The sequence below is a fragment of the Achromobacter pulmonis genome, assembly GCF_002885955.2.
Lineage (GTDB): Bacteria > Pseudomonadota > Gammaproteobacteria > Burkholderiales > Burkholderiaceae_B > Achromobacter > Achromobacter pulmonis_A.
Genome location: NZ_POQS01000052.1, coordinates 1 through 849, shown reverse-complemented (window position 1 = coordinate 849; position 849 = coordinate 1). Strand labels below are relative to the sequence as shown.

The following is an 849-nucleotide window of genomic DNA, read 5'->3' as shown; positions in this document are numbered from 1 at the left end:
TCGATCGAGCGATCCTGATCGCTCAAAAATACGCAAAGTAGTCGAAAAACTACTTCATCCCGCCTTGAGTTTCGAGCTGCGAGTTGTGAAATGATACTTCCAATTCCAAAAGATGAATGCCGTCAGCTTGTGGATTTTATAGAATTGCTGGGTCCAACTGAATGGCGAAAATCGACGGCGAGTGAGTATGTTATTCGGTCAGCCGTGGGGTGGGAGATTGGAAGTCAAATTGAATGCCCTCCGGAAATATTGTTTCGGTTCGAACAGGATAAGCCAGAAGTCATATCCCTGCTCCGGCGGGCTATTTTAAGTTATAGAGGGATAGTGAGTTGGGTTCTGCAGGACTTCGATCGTGGGTCCGGGAGGCGTTCGAACTGGGTAATAATGCCCCGTCGCCTTTTGGAGGTTGAGCAGAAGGCGCAGGATCTAGAGATTTCTCCAAGAAAGTACATGACGAGGTATGAACCAGAGTTTGGAGCTATTGCATATCGGGATATGGCTGGATTGACTGAACATGTGCTCAATTTTTTCGAGCACCTAGACTCCAAGAAACCAGAAAGTTGAACAGGCCGGAGAAGAAAACTTTATGGTCAATGAGAAATTTCGAGCATAGCCGCCGATAAATCAAATTAACGGGTGGTTGTTGCCGAAGGTTTTTGGCTTACGAGAATTTCTGCAGAGGACGTGCAGCGACTTTCCGACGGAGCCATATCCTGGGCTCAATCCCAGGGCCTAGGTGCTGGATTGTCGGCCTATAGAAATTTGCCGACTGACGCTAAAGGTGAGATGCCCCTTCGTCATCTCGCGGCCTTGGCGATCGCCGGTGATGTCGAACGCCTGAACAGCTAC

General features: G+C 48.8%; 1 protein-coding gene. It reads left to right on the top strand.

Annotation, left to right across the window (positions count from 1 at the left end; translation table 11 throughout):
• Positions 1–636: 636 nt before the first annotated feature.
• Positions 637–849, top strand: a 213-nt coding sequence (locus C1I89_RS36120; RefSeq protein ID WP_440130687.1) for a DUF6990 domain-containing protein, incomplete at its 3' end; no start/stop codon positions are given.